Origin of the sequence: Sphingomonas sp. R86521 (assembly GCF_042466235.1) — a bacterium.
In the GTDB taxonomy this organism is placed as follows: Bacteria; Pseudomonadota; Alphaproteobacteria; order Sphingomonadales; family Sphingomonadaceae; genus Sphingomonas.
In genome coordinates this window covers 1,133,192-1,154,836 of record NZ_JAXHBY010000001.1, presented here as the reverse complement: position 1 = coordinate 1,154,836, position 21,645 = coordinate 1,133,192, and the positions used below count along the sequence as shown (strand labels likewise).

The window sequence follows — 21,645 nt, the reverse complement described above, 5'->3', positions numbered from 1 at the left end:
GGCATGACCATTCTTCTCACCGGATCCAGTCGCGGTATCGGCGCGGCGATACACCAGGCACTCGGCGATGCCGGCGCGACCGTTATCGGCCAGCATTCGGGGCACGGCAGCACGGCCATCGGCATCGCTGCGGACTTTGCCGACCCCGCGGCGCCTCGCGCGTTTTGGGACGGGGCACTGGATCAGGCTGGCGGCAGGATCGACGTGTTGATCAACAACGCCGGCGTGTTCGAAGCGAGCCCGCTCGATGCCGACGACTGGACGCAGAGCTGGGAACGGACGATGCGGATCAACCTGACCGCGAGTGCCGAACTGTGCCGGCTTGCGGTGCTGCACTGGCAGGCGCGGGGCAGCGGCGGGCGTATCGTCAACATCGCCAGCCGCGCCGCCTATCGCGGGGATTCGCCGGCGCACTGGCATTACGCCGCGTCGAAGGCGGGGATGGTCGCGATGACCAAGACGATCGCACGGGGCTATGCACGCGAAGGCATCCTGGCGTTCGCGATCTGCCCGGGCTTCACGATGACGGGGATGGCGGAGGATTATCTGTCGAGCCGCGGGGGTGATGCGTTGCTGGCCGACATCCCGCTCGGCAAGGTCGCGAACCCCGCCGAAGTCGCGTCGGTCGCCCGCTATTGCGCGCTCGAAGCCCCGCCATCGATGACCGGCGCGGTGATCGACGTGAACGGGGCCAGCTATGTCCGATAGCTGGAAGCTCACCCTGCCCTGCACGCGTGCCGAGGCCGAGGCGATCGACGCGGGCGAACTGGCTATCGATGCGGTGCTGATGACCACCGAAGAGGTCGAGGACGACCGCGAGCATTGGCGACTCGACGCCTATTTCGAGGTCGAGCCCGGGGCGGAGACGGTCGCTGCAGTGCGCGCGCTGGTGCCGAGCGCGGCGGGGGCGGACAGTGTCGTCGAGCGGCTCGGCGATGCGGACTGGGTGACGATGAGCCAGGCGGGGCTGGAGCCGCTGCATGTCGGGCGCTTCTATGTCCACACCGGCGAGGCGGTGGCGCCAGCGGGTACGCGCGCGTTCCATATCGCGGCGAGCCGGGCGTTCGGGACCGGGCATCACGAGACCACCAGCGGTTGCCTGGCGATGCTCGACGGCTTGGCGGATGCGGCGTTCGCGAACGTGATCGACATCGGCACCGGCACTGGCCTGCTCGCGTTTGCAGCGGCGCATCTGTGGCCGCGGGCGGCGGTGATGGCGACGGATATCGATCCGGTGTCGATCGAGGTTACCCACGAGAACGCGGTGCTGAACGGGGTTCCGGGGATCGATCTGGTGGTTGCGGACGGGACGCTGGACGACGCAATCGTGGCCCGTGCGCCGTACGATCTGGTGATCGCCAACATCCTCGCGGGGCCGCTGGTGTCGATGGCACCGGAGATCGCTTCGATCGCGGATGCGGGGGCGACGATCGTGCTGGCTGGGTTGCTGGAGACGCAGCGGGAGGCTGTGGTCGCAGCTTACGCAGCGTGCGGATGCGCGCTGGAAGCGGTTGATCGGCGGGGGGACTGGAGCGTGCTGCGCCTGCGTGCAGGCAATGTGCGGTTCGTGGCGGCCGGGCCGTTCGATCCCAAGGGCCGCGATGGCTGGGCACTGGATATCTGACACCGCCCTCGGAAGAACTTTGTTCCCCCGCGAAGGCGGGGGCCCAGACTGGGCCCCCGCCTTCGCGGGGGAACAAGTTAGGGTTGGGACCTCGCATACTCCTGCGTGCCCTTTGTCAGCACAACGTCTTCCGGCTCGATCTGCGCGACCGGAATGTCGGGCAGCGCCTTCAGCTCATCGTACAAAGGCGCGAAATCCGTTTCGACCGTCAGGCGCAGCAGCTCCTCGAAGCTCGGGATGACGAAGTAGTTCTGCTGGAAATCGTCGATCCGGTAGTCGGTGCGCATGACGCGGGCGAGGTCGAGCGCGATCCGGTTGGGGCTGGGGTCGTCGAGCGCGAAGCGGCTTTCGGCATAGCTGGAGACGATGCCGGAGCCATAGATCCGCATCCCCTCCGGCTCCGCGATAAGCCCGAATTCGACCGTGTACCAATAGAGCCGCCCGAGATATTTCAGCGCATCGAGCCCGAGTGCGCGCTGCCCGCCGCGGCCATAGGCTTCGAGATAATCGGCGAACACCGGGTCGGCGAGCATCGGCACGTGACCGAACACGTCGTGGAACACGTCGGGTTCCTGCAGATAGTCGAGCTGGTCGGGCCGGCGGATGAAATTGCCCGCGACGAAGCGGCGGTTGGCCATATGGTCGAAGAACACGTCGTCGGGCACCAGCCCGGGCACCGCAACGACTTGCCAGCCGGTCAGCTTCATCAGCCGTTCGGACAGCTCCTCGAAGTCGGGGATGCCGGGCTTGGACAGCTTCAGCACGTCGAGCCCGCGCAGCCAGGCGTTCGACGCACGCCCCGGCAGCAATTTGGCCTGCCGCGCGAACAGGGTGTCCCAGGTCGCGTGTTCCTCGGGCGTGTAGTGCGACCAGTCCTGTGCGATCGTCCAATCGCCCTGTGCCGGGCTCGTAGCTGTTTCCTGTGCCATCGCGGCAGTCTAGCATGACGAAATGATGACGGGAACGGGCGCGCGCGCCTGGATTTTACGCGCGGTGGTGGCTTTGGTCGTATTGGTGCTCGGCTATTTAGTCGCCGGCGCGATCGGTGGAGCGATCCCGACCAATCGCGGCTGGCATCCAGCCGACCAGGGCGTGCGGATTTTCGTCGAGAGCAACGGGGTGCATACCGGCTTCGTCATGCCCAAGGTCGCGGCGGGGGTGGACTGGCGCCGGCTGGCCCCCGCGGGCGACCTCGCCGATCCGCGCTATGGCCGGCTCGATCATGTCGCGATTGGCTGGGGCGAGAAGGCGTTCTTCCTCGAGACCAAGACCTGGGCGGACGTCCGGCCGGGGACGATCCTGGGCGCCGCGATCGGGAGTTCGCATACGCTGATGCATGTCGAGCATGTGCCGATGCCGGCGGTGGGGCCGGACGTGCGGGCGGTGGTGCTGAGCGAGGCCGAGTATCGGCGGCTGGCTGCGTTTGTCGCAGGGAGTTTCCGGCTGGGTGGTGCGCGGTACCCGGGGTATGCCGGGTATGACGTCTTCTACGACGCGCGGGGGCGGTATGATGCTGCGCGTACCTGCAATGCGTGGACGGGCGATGCTTTGCGACAGGCTGGTGTTCGGGTGGGTGCCTGGACGCCGTTTCCTGCCACGGTGATGCAGTGGTTCACGCCATAGGCATACGTCATCCCGGGCTCGTCCCGGGATCCAGGGTTACAGCCGTTGTCCCCCGTTACCCTGGATCCCGGGACGAGCCCGGGATGACGGGACGCGCGGTCAGTTTCCGGCGCGATATCCCTGGTATTGCTGGCACTCCGAGGCATCGCGGTTGTTGCGGCAGCGGGCGGCGCGTTCCTTGCGCTCGCGACCTTCCTTGGCCTCCTGCTTGCGCATCTTCTTGCCGTAGTTGCGGTCGGATTCTTCCTGGCTCGTAGTCGTCCAGTCGACCGCCTTGCCGGCAACCTGGAACGGCGCCTTGACGATGCTGGTCGCGGTGCTGATGCAGCCCGCGGTCGTCAGCGGCAGCAGGGCGAGGATCACGAACTTACGCATTTACTTGGCTCCCGTGCGCAGTGCGTTGCGCGCTTCGACCCCCTGTAGCGGAAAATCGGTGAAGAATCCGTCGATACCTTGGCCGAGCGCCGCGGTGATCTCTGCCGTCACGTCGCCGTGCGCGGCAGGGTCAGCGCCATGGCGGAAGGGCTCGCGGACGAACATATTCTCGGCACGGTAGGTCCAGGGGTGGACGCGCAGCCCCGCGGCGTGCGCATCGGCCACCAAGGAGGTCGCGGCATCTGCCGCCCACAGCTGCCCCTTGTTCGGCCCGATCCCGTACGCATAGGCCGCGACCTGCTTGAGCCCTGCCGGCGTCAGCATCGCCGCATAGCTCGGCGCGGCATGGTCGGCCGGGCCGCCCTGCCCGTCGGTGAGCTGGATCAGGCGGATCTTCGTGACCTTGTGCAGACGCTTGAGGTTCGCGACCTCGAACGACTGGATGAAGACCGGCGCGCTGGCCGAATCCCAGCCGGCGGCCTGCAATTGCGCGACCAGCGGCAGATCGGTCGGATGCCCGATGCTCGCGAAATAGGTCGGGTGCTTGGTCTCGGGATAGATGCCGATCGTCCGGCCGGTGTCCGCCGAGCGCCGCTTGGCGAGCGCGATGATCTCGACGAGCGTCGGGATCTCGAACTTGCCGTCGTACGCGGTGTTGCCCGGACGCAGCTTTGGCAGGCGCTCCTTCGCGCGCAGCGTCTTCAGCTCCGCCAGCGTGAAATCCTCGACGAACCAGTCGGTCTGCTCGCGGCCGTCGATCGTCTTGGTGGTCCGGCGCGCAGCGAATTCGGGATGCTGCGCGACGTCGGTGGTTTCGGAGATCGCATTCTCGTGCCGCGCGACCAGGACGTCGTCCTTGGTCGGCACCAGGTCGGGCTCGATGAAGTCGGCACCCTGATCGATCGCCAGCTCATAGGCCGCCAGCGTGTGTTCGGGACGCGAGCCGCTGGCGCCGCGATGGGCAATTACGATGGGAGTCTTGGTCGGGTCCATCCGCGCATTGTGCGCGGGGACTGCGGCGAGCGCCAGTGCCGGGCTCAGTGCCAGCCCCACGGCCCCGCCCAGTGAGAGCCAATCGCAATAGGATAGGATCGAAGACATTGGCGTTCAGCACCCAACGGAGGACAAGCCCCATGCATTTCACGATCAATGGTCAATCTTATGACGCCGACGTCGATATCCGCACATCGGTGCTCGACCTTTGCCGCGAACATCTCGGGCTGACCGGCTCGAAAAAGGGTTGCGACCACGGCCAGTGCGGCGCGTGCACGGTGCTGATCGACGGCCGCCGGGTGAACAGCTGCCTGACGTTGGCGGTGATGCACCAGGACGACGAGATCACGACGATCGAGGGCCTCGGCCAGGTCGGCAATCTCCACCCGTTGCAGGACGCGTTCGTGCGGCACGACGGATACCAGTGCGGATACTGCACGCCGGGGCAGATCTGCTCCGCGGTCGGGATGCTCGACGAGGTCAAGAAGGGCTGGGCCAGCCATGCATCTGGCGACCTGACCGATCCGAAGTTCGACGACGCCGAGATTTCCGAGCGGATGAGCGGCAACATTTGCCGCTGCGCCGCCTATCCCAACATCGTCGATGCGATCCGCGAAGTTGCCGGTGCCGAGCCCGCCGGCCGCACCGCGGACGAGAAGGACGAAGCGATGCGCAACGAACTCACGCATGGGGAGCTGGCGTCGTGAAGACCTTCACCTATGAAAAGGCCGACAGCCCCGAAGCTGCGGTCGCGGACATCTCGGTCGGCGCGAAGTTCATCGCCGGCGGTACCAACCTGCTCGACCTGATGAAGCTGCAGATCGAGACGCCGGACAAGCTGGTCGACATCAGCCGGCTGGATCTGGCGACGATCGAGGAGCGCGAGGATGGCGGGCTGACGATCGGCGCGCTGGTCCCGAACAGCGACCTCGCCGCCGACCCCCGCATCATCGCGAAGTACGAGGTGTTGAGCCGCGCGTTGCTGGCAGGTGCCAGCGGCCAGTTGCGCAACAAGGCGTCGACCGGCGGCAATCTACTCCAGCGGACCCGCTGCTATTATTTCTACGACACCGCCGCCAAGTGCAACAAGCGCGAGCCCGGCACCGGGTGCGACGCGATCGGCGGGCTCAACCGGATCCTCGCCGTGCTCGGCACCAGCGAACATTGCATCGCAACGCACCCCAGCGACATGGCGGTGGCGATGCGTGCGCTGGATGCGACCATCGTCACGCTTAAGGCCGACGGCGACCGGCGGCGGATCTCGATCCACGACTTCTATCGCCTGCCGGGCGATACGCCGCATATCGAGAATGTGCTCGAATCCGGCGAGTTGATCACGCACGTCGAACTGCCGACGCCGCCGAAGGGCAAGCATGCCTATCGGAAAGTGCGCGACCGTGCGTCCTATGCGTTCGCGCTGGTTTCGGTGGCCGGCGTGGTGTCGGTCGAGGACGGCCGCATCACCAGCGCCTCGCTCGCGTTCGGTGGCCTCGCGCACATGCCGTGGAAGAACGACGCGGTCGAGGCCGCGCTGGTCGGCAAGGAACCGAGCGACCTCGTGTTCGCCGCGGCGGCCGACGCGCTGATCGCAGATGCCAAGGGCTTCGGTTCGAACGACTTCAAGATTCCGCTCGTGAAGCGGACCTTGATCGCGACTCTTCGCGAATTGACGGGAGCATGAGCATGTTCGGTTTCGGCACCACCAACAGCCTGACGATGGACAAGCCGCACCCGGAGAGCTTGCTCGACACCGGCGTGCAGGGCGTCATCAGCCGCCCGCTCGACCGCGTCGACGGGCCGCTGAAAGTCTCGGGCACCGCGACCTATGCGGCGGAGTACGCGTTCGACAACATGGCGTACGGCGTGCTGGTCGGCGCGAAGATCTCGGCGGGCAAGGTCGTGGCGATCGACGCGGACGCGGTGCGATCGATCCCCGGCGTGATCGACGTCGTCACCGACTTTGACCGCTTCATCCGCGTCGCTGCACAGGGTGGCGCGACCGATGCGCCGACGCAGGGTGTCCAGGACATCGCCTTCTTTGGCCAGATCGTCGCGATCGTGCTCGCCGAGAGCTTCGAGGTCGCGCGTGACGCAGCGCAGAGACTGCCGATCACCTATGAGGCCGGCGATGGCCAGTACGACTTCGCCGCGCACAAGGACGAGACGCGGAAGCCCGCAGACGATGCGACCAAGGCGCATTTCGCGCAGGGCGACGTCGATAAGGCGATGGCTGATGCGCCGGTGGGGATCGACGTGACCTATGTCACCCCGAGCCAGAATTCGGCGGCGATGGAGCCGCATGCCTCGACCGCGGTGTGGGAAGAGGATGGCTCGCTGTCGCTGTACGGCGCGTACCAGATGCCGACGTCGGATGCGCAGCAGCTGGCCAAGTCGCTCGGGGTGTCGCCCAAGAAGGTGCGGATCATCGCGCGTTATATCGGCGGCGGGTTCGGATCTAAGCTGGGCATCGCACCCGAGAGCGTCGCGGCGGCAATCGCGGCCAAGCAGCTCGGCCGACCGGTCAAGGCGGTGATGGCGCGCCAGCAGGTGTTCGACGCGACGATCCGCCGCTCGAATACCGAACAGCGGATGCGGCTGGCCGCGCACGCCGACGGTCGGCTGACCGCGATCGGGCACGAGACGCTGTGTTCGAACCAGTCGACCGAGGATTATTTCGAGCCCGCCGGGATCGGCACGCACATGATCTACAGCGGCGAGAACCGGCTGATCACGCATGATCTGGTCGACCTGAACTTCGTCGTGTCGGGATCGATGCGCGCACCCGGCGAAGCGGTCGGGATGATCGCGCTGGAATGCGCGATGGACGAGCTGGCCGAAAAGCTGGGGCTGGACCCGATCGAACTGCGCCGGATCAACGACCCGGCGCAGGATCCCGAAAAGGACGTGCCGTTCTCGTCTCGCATGCTGACGCGCGCGCTCGACGAGGGCGCGGAGCGGTTCGGATGGGGCAAGCGCAGGAAGGCCGGCACGCAACGCGACGGCGAATGGCTGGTCGGCATGGGCGTGGCGTCCGCGGTGCGCGGCAACATGCTGCAGGAATCGTCCGCCAAGGTCGAAATCCATCCTGACGGCACCGCGACGGTCGCGTCGGCGATGACCGATATCGGCACCGGCAGCTACACGATCCTCGCGCAGATCGCGTCGGAGATCCTCGGCATTCCGGTCGAAGCCATCACGCTGTCGCTGGGCGACACCAACGATCCGCCGGCAGCGGGTTCGGGCGGGTCGTGGGGTGCGGCGTCGGCCGGCTCCGCGGTCTATCTCGCGTGCGAGATGCTGCGCGGCAAGCTCGCCAAGGCGATGGACGTCAGCGAGGACGATCTGACGTTGAAGGACGGCCAGGCGATCGGCGCCAACCGCTCGACCCCGATCGGTGAACTGGTCGGAGAGGGCCTGGAGGCGACCGGCCATATCAAGCCCGGCAAGCAGGAGAAGCTGACCACGCAGGCGTCGTTCGGCGCGCACTTCGCCGAGGTCGCGGTGAACGTCGTGACCGGCGAGGTTCGGGTGCGGCGGATGCTCGGCGTGTTCGCGGCGGGGCGTGTGCTCAACGCGAAGACCGCGCGCTCGCAGTGCCTGGGCGGGATGACGTTCGGGATCGGTGCCGCGCTGACCGAGGACCTGATCCACGACCTTCGCAACGGCAAGCTGGTGAACCGCGACCTTGCGGAATATCACGTGCCGGCGAACGCCGACGTGCCGCAGATGGGCGTACACTTCCTCGACGAGCGCGACATCCATGCCAACCCGATCCATGCCAAGGGGATCGGCGAGTTGGGGATTTCGGGCGCGGCGGCGGCGGTCGCGAACGCAGTGTACAATGCGACCGGCGTTCGGGTTCGGGACTTTCCGATCACGCTCGACAAGTTGCTGGAAGGGTTGCCGACGGTCTGAGCGCCGAACCACATTGAAGCTCTACCCCGGCGGAGGCCGGGGCCCAGTTGGGAAGCAGTGGTAACAGGGCGCCGTCTTGCACCACGATGGTTCTCCAACTGGGCCCCGGCCTTCGCCGGGGAACTAGCAGTGCGGTACGAGCTTGGTTCGCCCCGCCCCCGTCCCTATCTCCAGCCTCCCTTCGAGGATGATGCATGACCGACCATGTGATGGACGCGCCGTTCCGGCCGGCGGCGCTGGACCGCGCGGAACAGGGTGTGCTGGGACGGCCGATCGATCGGGTCGAAGGACCTGCCAAGGTCACCGGCACCGCTACCTATGCCTATGAAGGCACGCCCGACCGCATCGCCTATGCGGCGATCGTCGGGACGCCGATCGGCAGCGGGCGGATCGTTCGTATCGATGCGACCGCGGCGCGTGCGCTACCGGGGGTGATCGCGGTGATCCACGGTGATCCGCGGATGCCGGCGGGCGAGTCCAATTCGCGCGCGATGCCGTTGGCGAACACCGACCGGATCCTCCATCTGGGCCAGCCCGTCGCGATCGTGGTCGCCGAGGCGCAGGCGATCGCGCGCGATGCCGCCGCGCTGGTGGTGGTCGAGTGCGAAGCCGGCGCGTCCCGGTACGACGTCGCCGAGCAGCCGATCGATACCAAGCCCGGTATCGGATTCCTGCCGCCGATCGATATCGGCGACCTCGACGCGGCGATGGCGGACGCGGCGGTGACGCTCGACCGCACCTACACCACGCCGATCCATTTCCCCGCCGCGCTCGAACCGCATGCCACCACCGCGTGGTGGGAGGACGGCAAGCTGACCGTCCGCACCAGCAGTCAGGTGATCGGCGGCGCGCGCAAAACCATCGCCAACGCGCTGAAAATCGATCCGGACCTGGTCCGCGTGCTGGCGCCCTATGTCGGCGGTGGGTTCGGCGGCAAGACCGGGGTCGGGGCGGAAGTCGTCCTTGCCGCGATCGCCGCCGAGGCAACCGGCCGGCCGGTCAAGATTGCCCTGCCCCGCCGCCAGACCGCGTATATGGTCCATCACCGCTCGCACACCGTGCAGCGGGTGCGGATCGCGTGCGACGCGGATGGGCTAATCCATGGCTTCGGGCATGAAAGCGTCGCCGGCCAGAACGACGATGGCGAGTTCCTGGAGCCGGTACCGTTCGGATCGTTGCCGCTGTACCGCGGCGAGGCGCGGCGGTTTCGCACCGACCTGGTCCGCGTCAACCTGCCCGCAGCGGGTGCGGTGCGTGCGCCGGGCGAAGCGGTCGGCACCTTCGCGGTCGAATGCGCGATGGACGAGCTTGCCGAGCAACTGAGGCTGAACCCGCTGGAGCTGCGCCGGCGCAACGAGCCCGAGACCGATCCGGTCAGCGGCAAGCCGTTTTCGACGCGGCGGATGCTCGATTGCTACACGCAGGGCGCGGCGCGGTTCGGCTGGCCCGAGACGATGCCCGCGCCCGCATCGGTCCGCGACGGCGAATGGCTGATCGGGATCGGCATGGCGGCGGCGTTGCGCGGCAATTTCACCGTCAAGGCGGAAGCGCGGGTCCGGCTGGATGCTGCCGGTCGCGCCACGGTCGAATGCGACATGACCGACATCGGCACCGGGACCTACACGATCCTGGCGCAGATGGCGGGCGAGATGCTCGGCCTGCCGGTCGCCGACGTCACCGTCCGGATCGGCGACACCGACCTGCCGCCGAGCGCGGGGTCGGGCGGATCGTTCGGCGCGGGCAGCGCGACCGCCGCGGTGGCGCTGGCGTGCGAGGACATCCTTGCCGAACTGGCCCGGCGGATGAACGCGGCGCCCGAGGAACTGCGGCTGAAGGACGGCTGCGTCAGCGTCGGTGCGCGTCAGGTGTCGCTGGTCGACCTGATCCGCGGCGACCCGATCGTGGCGATGGGCCGGACCGGACCGGGTGCGGAAAGCAAGCGCACCAGCCAAGCGAGCCACGGCGCGCAGTTCTGCGAGGTCGCGGTGAACGCTGTCACCGGCGAGACTCGGGTGCGGCGGATGGTCGGCGTGTTCGACATCGGCCGGGTGCTCAACGCCAAGACCGCGACCAACCAGATCGTCGGCGGGATGGTCTGGGGAATATCGTACGCGCTGGGCGAAGAGGCGGTGGTCGACACCCGCACCGGCAGCTTCGCGAACCCGGATTTCGGCGAATATCACGTCGCGGTGAACGCCGACGTGCCGCAGATCGCGGTGCATTTCATCGAGGAGATCGACGACAGCGCGAACCCCGCCGGCGCCAAGGGCGCGGGTGAGCTGGGTATTTCCGGCGCCGGGGCCGCGGTGGCGAACGCGATCTACAATGCCACCGGGGTTCGGGTGCGCGACTTTCCGGCGACGCTCGACAAGTTGCTCGATGGATTGCCGGCGGCCTGAAGGGACCCGTCCCTGCTACCACCACGGCAAAGGCCGGGGCCCAATTGGGAGGACGGTTGTAACGGCACACCGTGCATCATTACATCTGCCTCACCGATTGGGCCCCAGCCTTCGCCGGGGTGGTGTTGGAGCACCGCGCCGCAATCATCCCCATGCTGGGAAAGTAGGAAGAAACATGGCCGAAAACGATAGCGTGATTGCCGCCGCCGCTGCCTGGAAGGGCGAACCGATGGCGATCGCCACGGTGGTGTCGACCTGGGGATCGGCGCCGCGTCCCAAGGGCAGCCACATGCTGGTCCACGCCGATGGCCGGTTCGAGGGATCGGTGTCGGGCGGTTGCGTCGAGAGCGACATCCTCGCAACGGCGGCCGACGTCATCGCCGGCGCGCCGTTCTCGGTCCGCAGCTACGGCGTCGCCGATGCCGCGGCGTGGGAGGTCGGGCTGCCCTGTGGCGGCGAGATTTCGGTGATGGTGCAGCCGGTCTCGGCGGAGGGGTTCGACCCCGAATTGTTTGACCGGATCGCCGCCGCGCGCGACGCCGGCGACGCGCTGACGGTCTCGACAGACCTAACTTCGGGGCATTCGGACGCGCGCCCGATCGAAACCGGGCAGGCGTTCGTCAATCGCTACGATCCCCCGCGTCGCCTGCTGATCGTCGGCGCGGTGCAGATCGCGCAGTCGCTCGCGCAGATGGCCGCCGCGCTGGGAATCGAAACGGTGGTGATCGATCCTCGCGCGCGGTTCCTGACCGAGGAGCGGTTCCCCGGCGTCTCGCTCGACGATCGCTGGCCGGACGAGGCGATTGCAGCCTACCGCCCCGGCCCGTCGACCGCGGTCGTGACGCTCAGCCACGACATCAAGATCGACGATCCCGCGCTGGTCGCGGCGCTTGGCAGCGACGCGGCGTATGTCGGCGCGCTCGGCTCCCGGAAAAGCCATGCCGCACGGCGCGAGCGCCTCTCGGCGGAGGGCATTACGCCGGACCAGCTGGAACGGATCGACGCGCCGGTCGGGGTCGACATCGGCGCGACCGGGCCGTCCGAGATCGCCCTCTCGATCGCTGCCGCGATGATCGGAGCCTTTCATGATCGCCGCTGAAGACGTCGTCCTCATTCTGCTCGCCGCTGGCAAGTCGGAGCGGTTCGGGATCCCCAACAAGCTGGAGGTGGATTTTCTCGGCCAGCCGATCGGCTTCCACGTCGTCACCGCGCTGGAGGGGATGCCGTTCAGAGATCGGCTTGCCGTCACTGACGGTTGCCAGCTCGATTTCGGCTCGCGCGGCTATACCGTGGTGCATAACGACGATCCCGGTGCAGGGATGTCGCGATCGGTGAAGCTGGGCGTGCGCCACGCGCAAGAAACCGGGGCGGCGGCGGTGCTGATCGCGCTGGCCGACATGCCGCGGCTGACCACTGCGCACATCTATCGTCTGCTCGATGCCGCCGACAGCGACGATGCGGTGGTAGCGTCCAGCGACGGCGTGAAGCCATCGCCCCCCGTGGTGTTCGGCCGCGCGCGGTTCGATTTTCTGATGTCGCTTGAGGGCGATGCGGGCGCGCGCGATCTGGTCAAAGCCGGGCGGCACGTCGTTACCTCGCCCGCCGAACTGATCGACATCGACACGCCAGAGGATCTGGCGGCGTTGCAGGCGCTGGTCCACGACCCCGCCGCGGCGATCACTCGTGGCGCAAGGCGTCGATAGGGTTCATCGCCGCTGCACGCCGCGCCGGGAAATAGCCGAACACCACGCCGATCACTGCGGAGATCGCGAACGCGACGAGGTTGATCTTGAGGTCGAACAGCCATTCGACCTTGATCAGCGGCGAGATGATCGCGATCGCCGCCTGCGCGATGACCAGGCCGATCAGGCCGCCCAGGCATGACAACGCGATCGCCTCGACCAGGAACTGCAACAGCACCTCGCGCGCGACTGCGCCGATCGCCAGCCGGATGCCGATCTCTCGGGTGCGCTCGGTCACCGACACCAGCATGATGTTCATGATGCCGATCCCGCCGACCACCAGGCTGATCCCCGCGACCGCGGCGACGATCCCGGTCAGCAGCGTCGTGGTGCCGGTCAGCGTGTCCGAAATCTGCTTGGTATCGAAGATGTTGAAGTCGTCGGGCTTGTCGCCGGTGATCGTCCGGCGTTCGCGCAGCAGGTCGGTGATCGACGCCTGCACGGTCGCGGTCGAGAAGCGTTCGTCGACCCCGACCAGCATGAGGCGGATATCGCGGTTGCCGGTGAAGCGGCGTTGCACCGCCTTGATCGGCATCACCACGGTATCGTCCTGGTCGCCGCCGAAGCCCGCCTGGCCACGCGTCGACAGCACGCCGACGACGTCGCAGCTGATGGATCCGATGCGGAACCGGTGCCCGACCGGGTCGCCGCTTGGGAAGAGGTTCTTCGCGACCGTATTGCCGATGATGCAGACCGCGGCGCCCGCGCTTTCCTCGGCGGGGATCCAGTAGCGACCCGAGGCTAGCGGCCAGGGCTGGACCTGGAAGATCGCGTTGGTGGTGCCGTTGATCGTCGTCGACCAGTTCGCGCCCTCGTATATCGCGGTGGCCGTAGCGCTGGCCTGGGGGGCGACCGCGGTGACGCCGGCGATCTGGTTGGCGATCGCGGTGACGTCCTCGGGCTTGAAGTCGGGCGGACGCGGGCCCCCGCCGCCGCGGCCGAAGCCTTGGCCGGGACGGACCTGCAGGATGTTGGTCCCGAGTGCGGAAATCGATTTCTGCACGGCGGCGGTGGTCGCTTCGCCGAGCGTAACCATCGTCACGACCGCACCGACGCCGATGACGATGCCGAGGATGGTCAGGAACGACCGCAGCAGGTGGCGACGGATCGACCGGAGTGCGAGGGAGAGGGTCGTGAAGAACACTTACTCCCCTCCCACTTGTGGGAGGGGCTGGGGGAGGGCGTGTCCGCGGGAACCGGAGGCTGGTGCCTGGGACACGCCCTCCCCTAGCCCCTCCCGCAAGCGGGAGGGGGACCGGTTGCGCTTGCCGTTCACGCTTCCACCCTCTCGCCCTGGCGGTGCTGGCTCTCGATCCGCTCGACCAGACCGTCCTTGAAGTGGATCACCGTTCTCGCGAACGCCGCCATGTCGGCCTCGTGCGTGACCATCAGCACGGTGATGTTCTTCTCCGCGTTCAGCCGGGTCAGCAGTTCCATGATCTCGATCGAGCGTTCGCTGTCGAGGTTTCCGGTCGGTTCGTCGGCGAGCAGCACGTCGGGGCTCGTCACCAGCGCGCGTGCGATTGCGACGCGCTGTTGCTGGCCGCCCGACAGTTCGGCGGGGGTGTGGTCCCACCAGTCCGCCAGCCCGACCGTGTCGAGGCTCGCCATCGCCATCTCCCGACGAGCGCGCTTCTCGTCGCCGCGATAGAGCAAGGGCAGTTCGACGTTCTCGAGCGCGCTGGTGCGGCTGAGCAGGTTGAAGCCCTGGAACACGAAGCCGAGATAGCGGCGGCGGAGCAGCGCGCGCTGGTCGCGGTCGAGCGTCTCGACGTGATGGCCGCGGAACAGGAAGGTGCCGTCGCTCGGCACGTCGAGGCAGCCGAGGATGTTCATCGTGGTCGACTTGCCCGACCCCGACGGCCCCATCACCGCGACGAAATCACCGGTCGCGATGTCGAGGTCGACGCCCTTCAGCGCCTGGAACATCGTCGCGCCGGTGCCGTAGGTCTTGGTGACGCCGCGCAAGCTGATGAGGGGGGCGTTACTGGCCACCGCCCCCACCCTTGCTCGCGCCGCCCGAACGACGACCCGCGCCGCTGGTCTTGTTGTTCTCGCCGCCGGTCGCGAGCTGGCCGGTGATGACCTGCGCGCCGGGTTGCAGCCCCGACAGCACTTCGGTCATCGTGCCGTTGGTGTCGCCGGTGGTGACCTGCACAGCCTGCGGCGTGCCGTCGGCGCCCTTGACGTACAGCGTCTGCTGCGCGCCACGCGCCAGGGTCGCGGTACGCTCGGCGCCGCCGCCACGACGCGGGCGGAAGGTCAGCGAACCGGCGATGCCGCCGCCCGCGTCGCTCGCGGCGGTCGGCTTGAAGCGCAGCGCGGCGTTGGGGACGAGCAGCACGCCGCGCTTGTCCGATGTCACGATATCGGCGGTCGCGGTCATGCCGGGCCGCAGCGTCAGCGACGGGTTCGCGACGGTCAGGTCGGCGGCATAGGACACCACCTGCCCGGTGGTCGACGTCGTCGAGGTCGTGCTGGACGAGGTCGCCGAGCTGACGGTCAGGTTGGAGCCGAGATCGACCCGGCTGATCGTCGCGGGGAAGGTCTGGCCCGGGAACGCGTCGACGGTGAAGTTCGCCTTCTGGCCGATCTTGACCTCGCCGACGTCGGCTTCGTCGATCGCGACCTCCAGCTTCATCTTGGTCAGGTCCTCGGCGATCACGAACAGCGTCGGGGTGTTGAACGATGCCGCGACTGTCTGGCCGGGGTCGATCTGGCGCGCGAGCACCACGCCGGTGACGGGCGAGCGGATGATCGCACGGGCGCGCTGGGTCTGGCTCTGCGCGAGCGCGGCGCGGCTGGCGACGACATTGGCCTGCGCCACCTTCAGCGCGGCGACGGCACGCTGGTAGGTCGCGCGGCCGGTCTGCAACTCGGTCTTGGACGGCACCCGGCCGCCCGACAGCCGCGAGACTTCCTCGAGCCGCGCGAGCTGTGCCTGGCTCTCGCCGACGGTGGCCTGCGCCTGGTTCACCTGCGCCTGGTTGGCGGAAAGCTGTGCGTTGCCCTGGCGGATCTGGTCGTCGAGCTGTTCGGGATCGATCAGCGCCAGTGGCTGGCCCGCGACGACGCGGTCGTTGACGTCGGCGACGACCTTGGTGACCAGCCCCGACAGCTGCGAACCGACCGTGACTTGGTTGGTCGGCGCCAGCTTGCCGGTCGCGGACACAGTGACGGTCAGATTGCCGCGCGCGGCGGGCGTGACGGTATATTCGGTCTGCGGCTTCGCCCCGAAACAGCGCGCGAGCAACAGGCACAACAGCACCACGCCGACCGCGATCGCGACCCATTTGATGTAGCGTTTCCACGGCGCCTGCGGCTTCACGCCGAGGAAATCGTCGAGATGTTCGTCGGCCATCACCGGGTCCCTGAATTTGGTGCTTCGGGCACGCGCGTCGCATCCCAGCCGCCGCCGAGCGCGATATAGAGCGCGATCAGCGCGGTGGCGGCGTCCGAACGCGCCTGGGTCGCGCCGTTCTGCGCCGACAGCAACGCGGTTTCCTGCTGGTTCAGCGTCGTGAAGTCGGTCAGCCCGGTGCGGTATTGGCTGCGCGACAGGATCGCGGAATTGTTCGCGGCATCGAGCGCGATCGCGAACTGCCGCTCGCGTTCCTGCGCCGATCGCAGCGCGACGACGGCGTTCTCGACATCCTCCAGCGCGGTCAGCACGGTGCCGCGATAGGCCGCGAACGCGCCGTCGGCGGCGGCTTCGCTGGCGCGGACCTGGCTGCGCAGGCGGCCGCCGTTGAAGATCGCCTGGGTCAGCCCGGCGAAAAGCCCGCCGGTGATCGCCTCGCCGATATTGCCGATCGTGCTGGCGTTGGTGTTGATGTTCCCGGTGATCGCGAGCGCCGGATAGAGCTGCGCCTTGGCCACGCCGATCCGCGCGGTGGCGGCGGCGAGCGCGCGTTCGGAGGCGCGGATATCGGGGCGCTGGCGCAGCGTGTCGGCGGGGATGCCTGTCTCGACGGTCGCAGGGCCGCTCGGGATCGGCTTGACCGGCGCGATCAGCGGTTTCAGCGCGCCCGGCGCCTGCGCGGTCAGCACGCCGAGGCGCGAGACTGCAGCGTTATACTGCTGTTCGAGGTTGGGGACGGTCGCCGCGGTCTGCGCGCGCTGGGCGCGGGCCTGTTCGGCGTCCAGGCTGGAAACGAGGCCGGCTTGGACACGGAACCCGGCGATTTCGAGATTGTCGTCCTGGATCGCGAGCGACGCGCGCGCATTGGCGAGCTGCGCTTGATACAGCCGGGCGAGGACGTAGTTGCGCGCGACCTCGCTTTCGACCGAGAGCAGCACGGTCGCATAGTCGTAGCCGGAGGCCGCGTAATCGGCGTTGCTTGCCTCGACGGTGCGGCGGATCTCGCCGAAAATGCCGACCTGGTAGCTCGCGCTCAGACCGACGGAGAAGCTGTTGGCGCCGCCGCCCCCGCCGGTGTCGACCACGGTACCATCGGGCAGCGTGAACGCGCGCCCGCCGCCGCGCAAATTCTCGTTGCGCTGATACCCGGCCGACCCGCTGAGCGTCGGCAACAGCGACGCGCGGCTCTGGTTGAGCGACTGGCGGGCCTGGCGGAGGCGGGCGACGCTCTGCGCGATATCGAGGTTGGAGGCGGCGGCCTGCTCGACGAGTTGCCCGAGCACGGGATCGTCGAACCGCTGCCACCAGCGGGTCAGGTCGGCCGCGGTCGCCGCGGGCGTGACCGAATAGGCGTCGGGGACGCCCAGCTCGGATGCCGCCTTGGGATGGTAATCGGGGCCGACGGTGCAGCCGGCGAGCGCGGCGGACAGCAGGAGAAGGGCGCGGGTGCGGACCATGCGCAGGGGGATGGCGGCGAGGCTCGCCCTCGTCCAGTGGTTTTGTGTCGCCAGATGTATCCGGGCGATCGCATACCCCGCCGTCATCCCGGGACGAGCCCCGGATGACGACCGCCAGATCGAACCGGTTGCGTATCAATTTTCCGCGGTGCAGCGGAACGCAGCCGTTGTCCCGAGGGTTAGGAAATCATGCCAGCCGAACGCCTGTCCGCGACGCCCGACCGTGCGCCGCCCCATTCGCTTGGCGATACCAGCCTGTTCTTCGACTTCGACGGGACGCTGGTCGATCTCGCCGCGACGCCCGACGGCGTGGTGGTCGAGGCGGGCTTGCTCGCGCAACTGGATGCGCTCGCGGAACGGCTGCCCGGCCGCGTCGCGATCGTCAGCGGTCGGTCGATCGCGCAGCTCGATGCGATGCTCGGCGGCCATGCGCGGCTGTTCGCGGTCGCGGGCAGCCACGGCGCTGAACGACGGACGCCGGAGGACGGGCATGTCACGCCCGAACCACCCGCCGCGCTGGAACGCGCCGCTGCCGAGCTCGCCGACTTTGCTACCGCACACGACCTCGTGTTCGAGGCCAAGAGCCTGGGCGCCGCGCTGCACTACCGCGCTCATCCCGAACTGGAAGCGGACGCGGTGCAGTTCGTCGAGCAGGTCGCCGAAACCCATCAGCTGACGTTGCAGCGGGGCAAGATGATGGCCGAAGTGCGCAGCCCCGGCGACAAGGGTGCCGCGCTGACCGCGCTGATGGTCGCGCCGGCTATGGCGGGGACGAAACCACTGTTCTTTGGCGACGACGTGACCGATGAGGACGGCTTCGTCGCCGCCGCCGCGCTCGGCGGGGCTGGCGTTCTTATCGGTGCGATGCGCCCTACCGCCGCCACCTACCGCCTTGGCGATGTGACCGCGCTTCGCGACTGGATCACCGCGATACTGGAGATATGATGCCAACGCCCACCCTCCCCGCGACCACTGCCGACATGAACCTATGGCCGATCGGCAATTGCCAGGTCTCCGCGCTGATCGACAGCGGCGGCACTTTCGTCTGGGGCTGCATGCCGCGCGTCGATGGCGATCCGGCATTCTGCTCGCTGCTGGGCGGTACCGAGGAACCCGAGACCGGATTCTGGTCGATCGAGCTGGAGAATTGCCGGTCGATCACGCAGAGCTATATCCGCAACACCCCGATCCTGGTGACCCGCCACGAGGACGAATGCGGCAACGCGATCGAGGTAACCGACTTCGCGCCGCGCTTCGTGCGCGAGGGGCGGACCTATCGCCCGACCAGCTTCGTGCGGATCGTCCGGCCGGTGTCGGGATCGCCGCGGGTGCGGATGCGGCTGCGGGTCGCGACCAACTGGGGCGAGCCGGCGGGGCGCACGCATGGGTCGAACCACATCCGCTACCTGATGGCGGACCAGACCCTGCGGCTGTCGACCGATGCGCCGGTCGGTCACCTGACCGCGGAGAACTGGTTCCGCCTCGAACGTCCGGCGCACATGTTCCTGGGGCCCGACGAGACGTTCGCGGGCAAGCTCAGCGAAGCCGCCGCAGCGATGCTGGAGCGAACCACCAACGAGTGGCGCCACTGGGTCCGCGGCCTAGCGACGCCGGTCGAGTGGCAGGACGTCGTGATCCGCGCCGCGATCACGCTGAAGCTGTGCCAGCACGAGGAGACCGGCGCGATCGTCGCCGCGCTGACGACGTCGATCCCCGAGCATGAGGGATCGGAGCGCAACTGGGACTATCGCTACTGCTGGATCCGCGACGCCTATTATACGGTGCAGGCGCTCAACCGGCTCGGCGCGCTCGACGTGCTCGAAGGCTATCTGGAATACCTTCGCAACATCGTCGACGCGTCGAAGGGCGGGCATATCCAGCCGCTGTACGGCGTCGGCGGCGAAGCCACGCTGGTCGAGCGGATCGAGACCACCCTGCCCGGCTATCGCGGCATGGGTCCGGTGCGCGTCGGCAACCAGGCCTATGAGCAGATCCAGCACGACGCGTATGGCCAGATCGTGCTGTCCGACGTCCAGGCGTTCTTCGACGAACGACTCTTCCGGATGTCGGGACCGGAGGATTTCGCCAGCTTGGAACTGGTCGGCGAGCGCGCCTGGGAAAGCTATGACAAGCCAGATGCCGGGCTGTGGGAGCTGCGCACCAAGGCGCATGTCCACACCTATTCGGCGGCGATGTGCTGGGCGGCCTGCGACCGGCTGTCTAACGCGGCTCAGGTGCTGGGGCTGAGCGACCGCTGCGTGTTCTGGCAGGATCGCGCCGACACGATGCGCGCGACGATCGAGGGTGCGGCGTGGCGCGAGGATACCCAGCGTATCTCGGCGACGTTCGGCGGCGACGATCTCGATGCCAGCCTGATCCAGCTGCTCGACCTGCGTTTCCTGGCGCCCGACGATCCACGCTTCCAGTCGACGCTGACCGCGGTCGAGGAGGGGCTGCGCCGCGGATCCTACATGCTGCGCTATGCGACCGAGGACGATTTCGGCCTGCCGCACACCGCGTTCAACGTCTGCACCTTCTGGCTGATCGAGGCGCTGCACGTCACCGGCCGCTCCGCCGATGCACGTGCGCTGTTCGAGGAGATGGTCGCGCGGCGGACCCCGGCAGGGCTGTTGTCCGAGGACATCGATCCGAACACCGGCGAACTGTGGGGCAATTATCCGCAGACCTATTCGCTGGTCGGGCTGATCAACTGCGCCACCCTGCTGAGCAAGCCCTGGAGTGCCGTCCGATGAGCCGCCTCGTCGTCATCTCGAACCGGGTCCAGTCGGTCGACGCACCTTCAGGCAATCAGGGTGGGCTCGCTGTCGCGCTGCTCGCCGCACTCCGCGAAAAGGGCGGCGTGTGGTTCGGATGGTCGGGCGCGACTACCGACAAGTTCACCGGCCATATCAATTTCCAGCAGGGCAAGGGCGTCACGACGGCGACGATCGACCTGGAGGAACAGGATTTCGACGAATATTATAACGGCTATGCGAACCGCACGCTGTGGCCGTTGTTCCATTACCGGATCGACCTGACCGAGTTCGAGCGCGACTTCTCCAGCGGTTATGCGCGCGTGAACAAGCGGTTTGCGGAGACGGTGTTGCCGTTGATCGAGCCGGACGACCTGGTCTGGGTCCACGACTACCACCACGTCCCGCTCGGGCAGGAACTGCGCAAGCTGGGCGTCGAGAACAAGATCGGCTTCTTCCTCCACATCCCGTGGCCGCCGATGGCGATGCTGCTGTCGCTGCCGAGCCACCGGGCGCTGGTCGAATCGATGTTCGCGTACGATGTGATCGGGTTCCAGACGCAAGACTGGCTCGACAGCTTCCTCCACTACGTGACGAGTCAGCTCGATGGCGTCGTCGGTGAGGACGGCTGGGTCACCGTCGGCGATCGTACGATCAAGGCGATCACGACGCCGATCGGGATCGAGACCGCGGATTTCGAGAAATCCGCGAGCAGCGACACCGCAAGGATGGCGCGCGAACGCATGTACATGTCCGCGACCGGGCGCAGCCTGATCGTGGGCGTCGACCGGCTCGATTACTCGAAGGGTCTGGCCGAGCGGTTCGCGGGGTATGAGCGGTTCCTGGCGTCGCACCCCGACCGCCGCGGGCTGGTCTACATGCTGCAGATCGCACCGCCCAGCCGCGAGAAGGTCGACACCTATCAGGAGATCCGCGCGAACCTCGATTCGATGTCGGGGCGGATCAACGGCGAATTCTCGGACATCGACTGGACGCCGATCCGTTACGTCAACCAGGGTTTCCCGCGCGATTTCCTCGCCGGCATCTACCGTGCGGCGCGGATCGGACTGGTCACGCCGCTGCGCGACGGCATGAACCTGGTTGCCAAGGAATATGTCGCGGCACAGGATCCCGAGGATCCCGGCGTGCTGATCCTGTCGCAGTTCGCCGGCGCCGCCGCGCAGCTGCCCGATGCGGTTCTGGTCAATCCGTACAGCCCGGAGGAGATGTCCGACGCGATCGCCCGGGCGCTGACGATGCCGCTGGCGGAACGCAAGGCGCGCTGGGAAAAGATGATCGACAACGTCCGCCGCGAAGACGTGATGTGGTGGTGCGAACTGTTCATCACCGCGCTGGAAGCGGTGCCGGAACACGCTACGGTTTAGGGGTTGTGTCCGGTCCCT

19 protein-coding genes are annotated in these 21,645 nt (G+C 67.6%); 12 read left to right on the top strand and 7 right to left on the bottom strand.

Annotation, left to right across the window (positions count from 1 at the left end):
- Positions 1–3: 3 nt before the first annotated feature.
- Positions 4–708 (top strand): SDR family NAD(P)-dependent oxidoreductase, encoded by a 705-nt coding sequence (locus SJY20_RS05430; protein WP_380785580.1) that lies wholly within the window; start codon positions 4–6, stop codon positions 706–708.
- Positions 698–1,624 (top strand): 50S ribosomal protein L11 methyltransferase, encoded by a 927-nt coding sequence (locus tag SJY20_RS05425; protein WP_380785579.1) that lies wholly within the window; start codon positions 698–700, stop codon positions 1,622–1,624. Before SJY20_RS05430 ends, SJY20_RS05425 begins: the two co-directional genes overlap by 11 nt.
- 77 nt (positions 1,625–1,701) lie before the next feature.
- On the opposite strand, the gene phhA is transcribed toward SJY20_RS05425, so the two are convergent.
- On the bottom strand, positions 1,702–2,553 hold the full coding sequence (gene phhA, locus SJY20_RS05420; protein WP_380785578.1) for a phenylalanine 4-monooxygenase: 852 nt from the start codon (positions 2,551–2,553) through the stop codon (positions 1,702–1,704).
- A gap of 22 nt (positions 2,554–2,575) precedes the next feature.
- Here phhA and SJY20_RS05415 point away from each other — a divergent pair, with 22 nt between their 5' ends.
- Positions 2,576–3,247, top strand: coding sequence for a TIGR02117 family protein (locus SJY20_RS05415; protein ID WP_380785577.1), 672 nt, complete (start codon positions 2,576–2,578; stop codon positions 3,245–3,247).
- A gap of 99 nt (positions 3,248–3,346) precedes the next feature.
- Here the strand turns inward: SJY20_RS05415 and SJY20_RS05410 are convergent, their stop codons facing one another.
- Both SJY20_RS05410 and SJY20_RS05405 read right to left on the bottom strand, forming a co-directional pair.
- On the bottom strand, positions 3,347–3,622 hold the full coding sequence (locus SJY20_RS05410; RefSeq protein WP_380785576.1) for a hypothetical protein: 276 nt from the start codon (positions 3,620–3,622) through the stop codon (positions 3,347–3,349).
- Positions 3,623–4,615, bottom strand: a complete 993-nt coding sequence (locus SJY20_RS05405) for a glycerophosphodiester phosphodiesterase (protein WP_380788576.1) — start codon at positions 4,613–4,615, stop codon at positions 3,623–3,625.
- 140 nt (positions 4,616–4,755) lie between these two features.
- Here SJY20_RS05405 and SJY20_RS05400 point away from each other — a divergent pair, with 140 nt between their 5' ends.
- The 6 genes from SJY20_RS05400 to SJY20_RS05375 all read left to right on the top strand — a co-directional run bounded on the left by SJY20_RS05400 (position 4,756) and on the right by SJY20_RS05375 (position 12,632).
- Positions 4,756–5,322, top strand: a complete 567-nt coding sequence (locus SJY20_RS05400; RefSeq protein ID WP_380785575.1) for a 2Fe-2S iron-sulfur cluster-binding protein — start codon at positions 4,756–4,758, stop codon at positions 5,320–5,322.
- Positions 5,319–6,296, top strand: coding sequence for an FAD binding domain-containing protein (locus SJY20_RS05395; protein WP_380785574.1), 978 nt, complete (start codon positions 5,319–5,321; stop codon positions 6,294–6,296). Before SJY20_RS05400 ends, SJY20_RS05395 begins: the two co-directional genes overlap by 4 nt.
- Positions 6,297–6,298: 2 nt before the next feature.
- A complete protein-coding gene (locus SJY20_RS05390) occupies positions 6,299–8,530 on the top strand; it encodes a xanthine dehydrogenase family protein molybdopterin-binding subunit (protein WP_380788574.1) in 2,232 nt (743 codons plus the stop codon).
- Positions 8,531–8,724: 194 nt separating this feature from the next.
- Positions 8,725–10,929, top strand: coding sequence for a xanthine dehydrogenase family protein molybdopterin-binding subunit (locus SJY20_RS05385; RefSeq protein ID WP_380785573.1), 2,205 nt, complete (start codon positions 8,725–8,727; stop codon positions 10,927–10,929).
- A 175-nt stretch (positions 10,930–11,104) separates the two neighbouring features.
- Positions 11,105–12,028, top strand: a complete 924-nt coding sequence (locus SJY20_RS05380) for an XdhC family protein (RefSeq protein ID WP_380785572.1) — start codon at positions 11,105–11,107, stop codon at positions 12,026–12,028.
- Positions 12,015–12,632, top strand: a complete 618-nt coding sequence (locus SJY20_RS05375; RefSeq protein ID WP_380785570.1) for a nucleotidyltransferase family protein — start codon at positions 12,015–12,017, stop codon at positions 12,630–12,632. Before SJY20_RS05380 ends, SJY20_RS05375 begins: the two co-directional genes overlap by 14 nt.
- Here SJY20_RS05375 and SJY20_RS05370 read toward each other — a convergent pair.
- The 4 genes from SJY20_RS05370 to SJY20_RS05355 all read right to left on the bottom strand — a co-directional run bounded on the left by SJY20_RS05370 (position 12,607) and on the right by SJY20_RS05355 (position 17,489).
- The gene (locus tag SJY20_RS05370) at positions 12,607–13,815 is read right to left on the bottom strand and encodes an ABC transporter permease (protein WP_380785568.1); all 1,209 of its coding nucleotides are present in this window, start codon (positions 13,813–13,815) and stop codon (positions 12,607–12,609) included. The genes SJY20_RS05375 and SJY20_RS05370 overlap by 26 nt on opposite strands.
- Before the next feature lie 128 nt (positions 13,816–13,943).
- The gene (locus SJY20_RS05365) at positions 13,944–14,600 is read right to left on the bottom strand and encodes an ABC transporter ATP-binding protein (protein WP_380788572.1); all 657 of its coding nucleotides are present in this window, start codon (positions 14,598–14,600) and stop codon (positions 13,944–13,946) included.
- A 55-nt stretch (positions 14,601–14,655) separates the two neighbouring features.
- Positions 14,656–16,032, bottom strand: a complete 1,377-nt coding sequence (locus SJY20_RS05360) for an efflux RND transporter periplasmic adaptor subunit (RefSeq protein ID WP_380785566.1) — start codon at positions 16,030–16,032, stop codon at positions 14,656–14,658.
- Entirely contained in the window at positions 16,032–17,489 is a 1,458-nt protein-coding gene (locus SJY20_RS05355) for an efflux transporter outer membrane subunit (protein WP_380785565.1), read from the bottom strand. The genes SJY20_RS05360 and SJY20_RS05355 overlap by 1 nt, the downstream gene beginning before the upstream one ends.
- Before the next feature lie 189 nt (positions 17,490–17,678).
- On the opposite strand from SJY20_RS05355, the gene otsB reads away from it, so the two are divergent.
- From otsB to SJY20_RS05340, 3 genes are read left to right on the top strand one after another with little or no spacing between them, the layout of a single operon-like run.
- Positions 17,679–18,434, top strand: a complete 756-nt coding sequence (otsB, locus tag SJY20_RS05350; protein ID WP_380785564.1) for a trehalose-phosphatase — start codon at positions 17,679–17,681, stop codon at positions 18,432–18,434.
- Complete coding sequence (locus SJY20_RS05345; RefSeq protein ID WP_380785563.1) at positions 18,434–20,242, top strand: glycoside hydrolase family 15 protein; 1,809 nt, start codon at positions 18,434–18,436, stop codon at positions 20,240–20,242. Before otsB ends, SJY20_RS05345 begins: the two co-directional genes overlap by 1 nt.
- Positions 20,239–21,627 (top strand): trehalose-6-phosphate synthase, encoded by a 1,389-nt coding sequence (locus tag SJY20_RS05340; RefSeq protein ID WP_380785561.1) that lies wholly within the window; start codon positions 20,239–20,241, stop codon positions 21,625–21,627. The genes SJY20_RS05345 and SJY20_RS05340 overlap by 4 nt, the downstream gene beginning before the upstream one ends.
- The last annotated feature ends 18 nt before the right edge of the window (positions 21,628–21,645 follow it).